The following is a 7,840-nucleotide window of genomic DNA, read 5'->3' as shown; positions in this document are numbered from 1 at the left end:
CTCCACCGTCACCCCACCACGATCCCGCACCGCCGAGCCCCACTCCAGCTCCGCATACAAATCCTTGCTCACAATCGGAGCCGGACCCGCATACAACCCACGCTGCGCGGTCAACCTGCCCTGCGGTGCGCGCTCGGTCAGTCGCGGCTCGCCCGCGCTCTCGGTGATGAGGGAAGCGTTGCCACGCATGGTTTTCTGGGCCCTTCGTACGCTGCTCGGTGCGGCTGGTTCGGGAACGTCGACAGGTCGGCCCCCGGCCCGTCCGGCCGGGGGCGAGGTTCTCGTGGCGGCTGCGGCGAAATCGGTCAAGGCCGTCAAACCTCACGAACCAGGGTGAAATGGCCGACGCCCTTGGTCGCCGAGTACACCTGCCAGCTGTCCGGCCCGGAGGCCGGGCCCGACTCGTAACGCAGCCGGTAGTCGACCTTCCGCGGTGTGTGCGAGCGGTCGAACCAGTGGTAGTTCACCCGCAACGCCGTCCGCATGACCGGGCCCGCCGCGGCGATCTGGTCGTTCACCAGCCCGACGACCTGCCCGCGGTCGGAGAACACGTCGAGGATGGCGCAGTCGCAGTAGTAGGCGAGGGTGCCGATCTCCCCGGGACTCGCGACGGTCGCGCCGTTCAGCCGCTTCCCCAGTTCCTGGCCGACCCTCGCGTAGTCCTGGGCGCTCGCCCAGTTCCCGAAGATGACCGGCGACCGCCACGGCACCCCCTGTGCGCCGTCGACCCCGGCCAGCGCCAGCGTCAGCACGCCGACCAGGCCGAGCGCGGCCAGCGGCGGTCCGCGCCGCAGCGTCGGACGTTCCCTGGCCCGGCCCTGCCACACCCCGAACGCCGCCACGGCGAACGCGCCCGTCGCGACCACCGGGGTCACGTAATACCAGTGGTAGGGACCGACATCCAGCAGCGAGTACACCACGTAGCTGACGACGCCGCCGGCGCCGAGCGCGGCGACCGGGCCCAGTGGCGGCACCTCCGGCCAGCGCACGGCGAACCGGGCCGCGGCCCACGCGGCGAGCGCGAGCACGCCGAGCACGGCGGGCGCGAAGGTCAGCAGCACCACGATCGGCCGGCCGAGCGCGTACATGACCGGCCCGTTCACATAGCTCCACGGGGCGAACAACGAGGCCTGCGACTGTTTGATGACCAGCGTGTCCGGGACGAACGAACCGAAGGCGAACCAGCTGAACAGGAACCACGGCGCCGCGACGGCGACCGCGGCCACCAAAGCGAGCCAGGCACGCCGCCGGATCGATGCCGCGCTCGCCGCGATGAGCACGACGAACACCACCAGGTCGAGCCGGGTGAGCACGGCGAGACCCGCGGCGGCGCCGTAGAGGATCGGCCTGCCCTCGACGGCGAAGACCGTGAGCAGCATCAGCACGGCCGGGATGAGCAGCACTTCCAGCCCGAAGGCGGACAACAGGAACGGGTTGACCAGCACCAGCACGACGCCGAGCAGCCCGGCCGCGGGCGGGATCCGCAGCGCGCGGACGAGACGCAGCCACGACCAGCCGAGTGAAGCACCGGCGGCGACGGTCAGCGCACCGAGCGCGAGCACCGGATGCGGCGCGCCGGAAATCCTTGTCACCAGCGTCAGCGCGCCGAGCAGCAGCACGTTGAGCGGCGAGGTGGCGGAATTGGCCGGTTCGCCGGGAACCAGCCCCCATGTGCCGTGCATGGCGAGATTCTTGGCGTAGGACAAGGTGATGTACGCGTCGTCGGTCAAACTTCTGCGTACCAGAAGGAAAGTCACGACGCCCAGCAACGCGGCGACCACCGGGAGCCACCGGCCCACGGCTGTCGCGGCATGAGCACCGGCAAGATCTTCCTCGCTGACGTGCGTTTTCCGCTGTGTGGCGCCACCGGCGATCGCCCCGGCCGCCTGCCCTACCGACATGACTAGGGGACCATAGTGGCCATTCGTTACGAGCGCGCTACGGGCCTGTTATTTCACGGTCCACAGTGGTCCGCCTTACCTCGACGTTCCATCATGCGGAATCCGCCGTCAAGCCGAGAGAGCGCTTTCGCCCCATCGAGCGACGCCGGGATCACCAGGGAACCGGGGTACCGCCACGCCCGACTACCGACGCGAAACCCGTTCCCGTATCAAGGAGTGCTACCGTGCGGCATATCGCGACGTTCTGTGGCAAGTGTGACTGCGGCTGCCCCGAGCTGTTCCTCGCCGAGGACGCGCCACCGGAGCGCGCGGTGGTGCTCACCGACGACTTCGGCCAGAAGGTCGAGATGAGCCGCGAGCAGCTCGACGTGTTCGTCGCCGACATCAAGTCCGGCGTGCTCGACGGCGTCCTCACGCCCGCCGCCGCGCAGTGACCGTGCGACTCCACTGTGGACACTCATGTCCACAGTGGAGCTTCAGGCGGCCAGCGCGTGCGCGAGGTCGGCGATCAGGTCGCCCGCCCCTTCCAGGCCGATCGACAGGCGGATCAGGCCCGGCGTCACCCCGCTCTCGCGCTGCTGCCGTTCGTCCAGCTGCGCGTGCGTGGTGGAGGCCGGATGGATCACCAGGCTGCGCACGTCGCCGATGTTGGCGAGATGACTGAACAACGACAGCCGGTCGACGAACCGGCGTCCGGCCTCGACACCACCGCTCAGCTCGAACGCCACCACCGCACCGGCACCGAGCGGGAGATAGCGCTTCGCCGCGTCGTACCAGGTGTTCCCTGGCAGCCCGGCGTAGTGGACCTGCTCGACCGCGGGGTGCTCCGCCAGCCATCGGGCCACCTCGGCGGCGTTGCGGACATGCCGTTCCATCCGCAGCGAGAGCGTCTCGATCCCTTGCAGCAGCAGGAAACTGTTGAACGGGGACACCGCGGGCCCCAGGTCACGGACGAGCTTGGTGCGCAACCGCAGGCTGTAGGCGAGTTCGCCGAACTCCGAGGCGAAGACCAGGCCGTGGTAGCTCGGGTCCGGCCGGGTGAGCTGCGACCAGCGGTCCGGTTCGGCGGCGAAATCGAACTTCCCGCCGTCGACGACGATCCCGCCGATGCCGGTTCCGTGTCCGGAAAGGAACTTCGTGGTCGAATGCACCACGATATCCGCGCCGTGTTCGAGCGGCCGGGCCAGATACGGCGTCGGCACGGTGTTGTCGACCACCAGCGGCACACCCGCCGCGTGCGCGACCTCGGCGACCGCGGCGACGTCGAGCACGTTGCCCAGCGGATTGCCGACGCTCTCGGCGTAGAGCGCCTTGGTGTCCGGCCGGATCGCGGTACGCCAGGCGGCCAGGTCGTCCGGGTCGCGCACGAAGCCGACCTCGATGCCGAGCTCGGCGAACGTGTACGCGAGCAGGTTGTACGTCCCGCCGTAGAGTGCCGAGGCGGCGACCACGTGGTCACCGGCTCGCGCGAGGTTCAGCAACGCCAGCGTCGACGCGGCCTGGCCGCTGGCGACCGCGACCGCCGCGACACCGCCCTCCAGATCGGCCAGCCGCTCCTCGACGACCGCGGTGGTCGGATTGGACAGCCGGGTGTAGGCGTGCGATTCGAGATCACGCAAGGCGAAGGCGTCCGCGGCGTGCTGCGAATCCGCGAAAGTGAACGACGTGCTCTGATACACCGGCGTCGCACGGGCCCCGGTCGTCGGATCGGGCCGGGCACCGGCGTGGATCTGCCGCGTCTCGAACGACCAGTCGTCGCTCATGCGATCGACTCGCTCCGCGAGACAGTGTCTGATTCCTTTTGGCGCATGATAACCATGATTCGCTCGCAAGCGTCGCTCATGCGCGGTCGGCCAAGACATTGCCCCACCAGCGTTCGGCGACCTTCGGATGTGAACGCAGCCAGCCGACCAGCGCGTTCTCCCCGTACGCCGCGAGGAGCGGATTGTCCTTGTCGTCACTGATCCCGCGAGCGCCGGCGGCCAGCTCCGGCGGCAACCGCAACGGTTCGACGACCGCGTCCAGCCGGGGGCCGAGGAAGAACGGCACCGAGAACCGCTCGACACCGGAGGGCGGGCTCACCACCCGATGGCGGGTGGCCGTCAGGTAGCCCCGCGTCGCGATCTCCAGCATTTCGCCGATGTTGACCACGAAGCTGCCCGGGATCGGGGTCGCGTCGATCCAGCTGCCGTCGGCCGCTTGGACCTGCAGGCCGCCGACCTCGTCCTGCTGGAGCAGCGCCAGGTAGCCGTAGTCCTTGTGCGCGCCGACGCCCTGGTCGGCGTCTTCCGAGGGACGGCCGGGGTAGCGGATGATCTTCACGTGGGTCGCGGCTTCCTCGTCGAACCACGCGTCGAAGTAGTTCTCCTCCTGGCCCAGCGCGGCGGCGAGCGCGCGCAGGACCTCACGGCTGACCCGCAGCGCCTCGGCCTGCCAGGCCAGCGTCGTCTCCCGGAGTTCGGGCAACGCTTCCGGCCACTGGTTCGGCCCGATCAGCCCGCGCCACGCCGGTTCGCCCGGCCCCGGCTCGACCGGCGCCCGCTCCGGCCCGATGTCGAGCTGTTCGCGCCAGTCCGGGGAGCCGCCGGTGTACTCGTGCCCGGTGCGCGTGTAACCGCGGAACTGCGGCGAATGGACGTTCTCGATCTCCAGCCGCGCTTCGACCGGCAACGCGAAGAACCGCTTGGCCACGTCGAAAATGCCGGTCGTCAGCGTCTCAGGCACACCGTGCCCGACGACGTAGAAGAACCCGACCTCGCGGGCGGCACGCCTCAGCTCGTCGAGGAAGGCGGCGCGATCCGCGGCGGGATCGCGGAACTTCGAGATGTCGATCAACGGCAGCGCGGTCACGTTGCCGAGCGTAGGCCCCGCCCCGGCGCCTGGACCGGTGATCTCATATCGCGGGCGGTGCCTTACGCCGAAGGTGGTACCCGGACCGCCAGGACCTCGGCCTTGCGGCGCACCGCGAACCCGAGCGACTCGTACAGCCGGATCGCGGTGGTGTTGGCCGCGGTCGTGTGCAACATCGGGGTTTCGCCCCTGCCGCGGATCCCGGCGGCGACGGCGAGGACGAGCCGCGTCGCCAGGCCCTTGCCGCGGTACGCCGGATCGGTGCAGACCGCGCTGATCTCGGTCCAGCCCGGTGGGTGCAGCCGCTCCCCCGCCATCGCGACCAGCGCCCCGCGATGCCGGATGCCGAGGTACGTCCCGAGTTCGACGGTGCGCGGGAGGAACGGGCCGGGCTGGGTGCGCTCGACCAGGTCCAGCATCTCCGGGACGTCGGCGGGACCGAGCCGGATCGCCTCGGGATCCTCCGCGGGCGTCAGGCCGGCGTCGACGAGCTGCACCCCGTGGATGTGGTCGACCACCTCCCAGCCGTCGGGCGGGATCAGTTCCCCGTCGGGGAAGGCGATGGCGGCGACCTGGCCGGGCCCGGCCAGCCCGGCGAGGTCGTGCCAGATCCGCTCGCCGGGTTCGCCGGGTACCGCGTAGAACGGCACGATGTCGGCCGGGTACCGCAGCGCCTGGCCGTGCCGCTGCGCGAAGCGGGCGTGCGGGCCGGTCAACGACGCCCAGGTCGGATTGTCCAGTGGCGAAGCCGAAGTCATGCTCCGAACATACGCCGGCGAACGTCGGGCACCGCGCGGTTTGCCCTACAAGGACACGAACTCTGTCCCGGTGGTGAACTCCGCCAGCGCGTCCGGTAGCGGCTCGACGCCGATGCCCGGCGCGGCCGGGACCGGCAGATACCCGTCCTGGAGCACGAACGGCGTCGTGATGTCCGTGCGGAAGTACCGATCCGACGCCGACGTGTCGCCCGGCAGGGTACAGCCCGGCAGCGCGGCGACCGCGAGGTTCGCGGCCCGGCCCAGCCCGGTCTCCAGCATCCCGCCGCACCACACCGCGACGCCGTGGGCCGCGCAGACGTCGTGGACGCGCTTCGCCTCCAGGTACCCGCCGACACGGCCGGGCTTGATGTTGACGATCCGGCAGGCGCCCATGCTGATCGCGGCGGCGGCCGCCCGTGCCGAGGTGATCGACTCGTCGAGGCAGAGCGGGGTCTCCAGGTGCCGCGCGAGTTCGGCGTGGCCCAGCACGTCCTCCTCGTCCAGCGGCTGTTCGACGAGCAGCAGCCCGAACGCGTCCAGCTTCGCGAGCTGCCGGGTGTCGGCGAGGGTGTACGCGGTGTTCGCGTCGACCTGCAACAGCACGTCGTCGCCGAAGCGCTCCCGCACCGCCCGCACCGGCTCGACGTCCCAGCCGGGCTGGATCTTCAGCTTGATCCGCTGGTAGCCGGTGTCCAGATAGCCGTCGACCGCCTCCAGAAGTTCGGGGATCGAGTCCATGATCCCGACCGAAACGCCACACGGCACCCGCTCGCGATCCGCGCCGAGGTCCGCGGCGAGCGACACGCCCCGTGCGCGCAGTTCGGCGTCCAGCACGGCCATTTCCAGCGCCGCCTTCGCCATCCGGTGCCCGCGGAACGGCTCGAGCACGGGCGCGACCCCTGCCGCCGTGACGTCCCGGCCCGCCAGCGCGGGCAGGAAGAACCGGCGCAGCACGTCGGCGCAGCCGTCGAGATACTCGGAGGAGTAACGCGGTTCGGCCATCGCGACGCATTCGCCCCAGCCCTCACCCTCGTCGGTGACCACCCGCAGCAGCAGCACCTCCTTGGTGGTCTCCGTCGCGAACGACGTCCGGAACGGCGCCACCAACGGCATCCGGACCCGCCGGAACTCGATCCCGGTGAGTTTCACGCGTCCTCCTGTGTTTCGAGTGTTTCCGCGATAAGCGCGGCGACGAGCGCGGTCCGTTCGGGCAGTGCCGAGACCACGACGTGTTCGTCGTCGGCGTGCGCGCCGCCGCCGACCGCGCCCAGCCCGTCCAGCGTCGGGGTGCCCGCCCCGGCGGTCAGGTTCCCGTCCGAGCCACCACCGACCGCGACCCCGGTGATCGGCCCGATGCCCAGTTCCCCGCCGAGCCGTACCGCGCGGGCGAACAGCTCCTCCGACGCCGACAGCGGCAGTGGCGGCCGACGCGGCCCGGGGACGATTTCGACCTCCGCACCCGGCAACACCGGTCGCAGCGCGCGGATCGCGGTGTCCACACGGGACTGTTCGGCCGGTTCGCGCACCCGCACGTCCACCATGCAGGCGCCGTCGGCAGGGACGGTGTTGCCGGTGGTGCCCGCGCCGAGCACGGTCGGGGTGACCGTGGTGCCCGCGGCCGGGTCGGCGAGCGCGGCCACGGCGAGGATCTGATGGGCCAGTTCGACGGTCGCGTTGATCCCGCGCTCGGGTTCGAGCCCGGCGTGGGCGGCTCGCCCCCGGACGCGGATTTCGTACTGGGACACGCCTTTCCGCGCCGTCTTCAAGGCGCCACCGTCAGCCGCGGCCTCCAGCACCAGCGCGGCGGCGCACCCGGTGGCCTCGTCCCGGATCAGCTTCTCCGAGGACGGCGAGCCGAGTTCTTCGTCGCCGGTCACCAGCACCGTCACCCCGGACGGGTCAGGCAGCGAAGCGACGGCGTGGAAGCCCATCACCACGCCCGCCTTCATGTCGAAACACCCGGGGCCGCGCAGGATCCCGTCCTCGACGCCGAAGGGATGGGTCCGCAGCGAGCCCAGCGGCCACACGGTGTCGTGATGGCCCAGCACGAGCACCCTGGGCGGTCCGTCGCCGAGCCGCCAGCGCAGGTGCGTTCTCCCTTCGACGACGATGCGTTCGGCCGGGACGCCGAGCAGCCTGTCGCCCAGCTCGGCCACCAGCTCCGCGCTGTGCGCCACGGCGCCGAGGTCGGCGGACGGGGACTCGCGGCACACCAGCCGCTCGAGGTCGGCCAGCATCGCGGGCAGCGCGTGCCGGAACACCTCCGGCGTACTGTGCCGTTCATTACCAATCCGACCACAGTCACGGCCGAATGACTTCGTAGCAACGGTT

8 protein-coding genes are annotated in these 7,840 nt (G+C 70.8%); 1 reads left to right on the top strand and 7 read right to left on the bottom strand.

Going from position 1 to position 7,840, the window contains the following annotated elements; all coding sequences use genetic code 11:
• Positions 1 to 189: hypothetical protein (locus ACFWY9_RS36560; protein WP_378341050.1), on the bottom strand; the 189-nt coding region annotated here is incomplete at its 3' end.
• A 125-nt stretch (positions 190 to 314) separates the two neighbouring features.
• Positions 315 to 1,901, bottom strand: a complete 1,587-nt coding sequence (locus tag ACFWY9_RS36555; protein ID WP_378341048.1) for a hypothetical protein — start codon at positions 1,899 to 1,901, stop codon at positions 315 to 317.
• A gap of 224 nt (positions 1,902 to 2,125) precedes the next feature.
• Between ACFWY9_RS36555 and ACFWY9_RS36550 the strand changes: the two genes are divergently transcribed.
• A complete protein-coding gene (locus ACFWY9_RS36550) occupies positions 2,126 to 2,335 on the top strand; it encodes a hypothetical protein (RefSeq protein ID WP_378329366.1) in 210 nt (69 codons plus the stop codon).
• A 42-nt stretch (positions 2,336 to 2,377) separates the two neighbouring features.
• On the opposite strand, the gene ACFWY9_RS36545 is transcribed toward ACFWY9_RS36550, so the two are convergent.
• The 5 genes from ACFWY9_RS36545 to ACFWY9_RS36525 form a co-directional block, all read right to left on the bottom strand.
• The gene (locus ACFWY9_RS36545; RefSeq protein ID WP_378341047.1) at positions 2,378 to 3,664 is read right to left on the bottom strand and encodes a bifunctional o-acetylhomoserine/o-acetylserine sulfhydrylase; all 1,287 of its coding nucleotides are present in this window, start codon (positions 3,662 to 3,664) and stop codon (positions 2,378 to 2,380) included.
• A 76-nt stretch (positions 3,665 to 3,740) separates the two neighbouring features.
• On the bottom strand, positions 3,741 to 4,751 hold the full coding sequence (locus ACFWY9_RS36540) for an isopenicillin N synthase family dioxygenase (RefSeq protein WP_378329368.1): 1,011 nt from the start codon (positions 4,749 to 4,751) through the stop codon (positions 3,741 to 3,743).
• A gap of 62 nt (positions 4,752 to 4,813) precedes the next feature.
• On the bottom strand, positions 4,814 to 5,509 hold the full coding sequence (locus ACFWY9_RS36535) for a GNAT family N-acetyltransferase (protein ID WP_378341046.1): 696 nt from the start codon (positions 5,507 to 5,509) through the stop codon (positions 4,814 to 4,816).
• Positions 5,510 to 5,554: 45 nt separating this feature from the next.
• Positions 5,555 to 6,658 (bottom strand): o-succinylbenzoate synthase, encoded by a 1,104-nt coding sequence (menC, locus tag ACFWY9_RS36530; RefSeq protein WP_378329370.1) that lies wholly within the window; start codon positions 6,656 to 6,658, stop codon positions 5,555 to 5,557.
• Positions 6,655 to 7,746: a M20/M25/M40 family metallo-hydrolase gene (locus ACFWY9_RS36525; RefSeq protein ID WP_378341051.1), complete on the bottom strand. Its 1,092-nt coding sequence runs from the start codon at positions 7,744 to 7,746 to the stop codon at positions 6,655 to 6,657. The genes menC and ACFWY9_RS36525 overlap by 4 nt, the downstream gene beginning before the upstream one ends.
• Positions 7,747 to 7,840: the final 94 nt, after the last annotated feature.

The organism is Amycolatopsis sp. NPDC059027 (assembly GCF_042739735.1).
Classification (GTDB): Bacteria; Actinomycetota; Actinomycetes; order Mycobacteriales; family Pseudonocardiaceae; genus Amycolatopsis.
Note: the sequence above shows the minus strand (reverse complement) of the source record. Positions and strands in the feature narration are given on the sequence as shown.

Excerpts from the sequence above, each read along its gene's own strand:
- ACFWY9_RS36555 (WP_378341048.1), bottom strand. The coding sequence starts at position 1,901 with ATGTCGGTAGGGCAGGCGGCCGGGGCGATCGCCGGTGGCGCCACACAG.
- ACFWY9_RS36545 (WP_378341047.1), bottom strand. The coding sequence starts at position 3,664 with ATGAGCGACGACTGGTCGTTCGAGACGCGGCAGATCCACGCCGGTGCC.
- ACFWY9_RS36535 (WP_378341046.1), bottom strand. The coding sequence starts at position 5,509 with ATGACTTCGGCTTCGCCACTGGACAATCCGACCTGGGCGTCGTTGACC.
- ACFWY9_RS36525 (WP_378341051.1), bottom strand. The coding sequence starts at position 7,746 with ATGCTGGCCGACCTCGAGCGGCTGGTGTGCCGCGAGTCCCCGTCCGCC.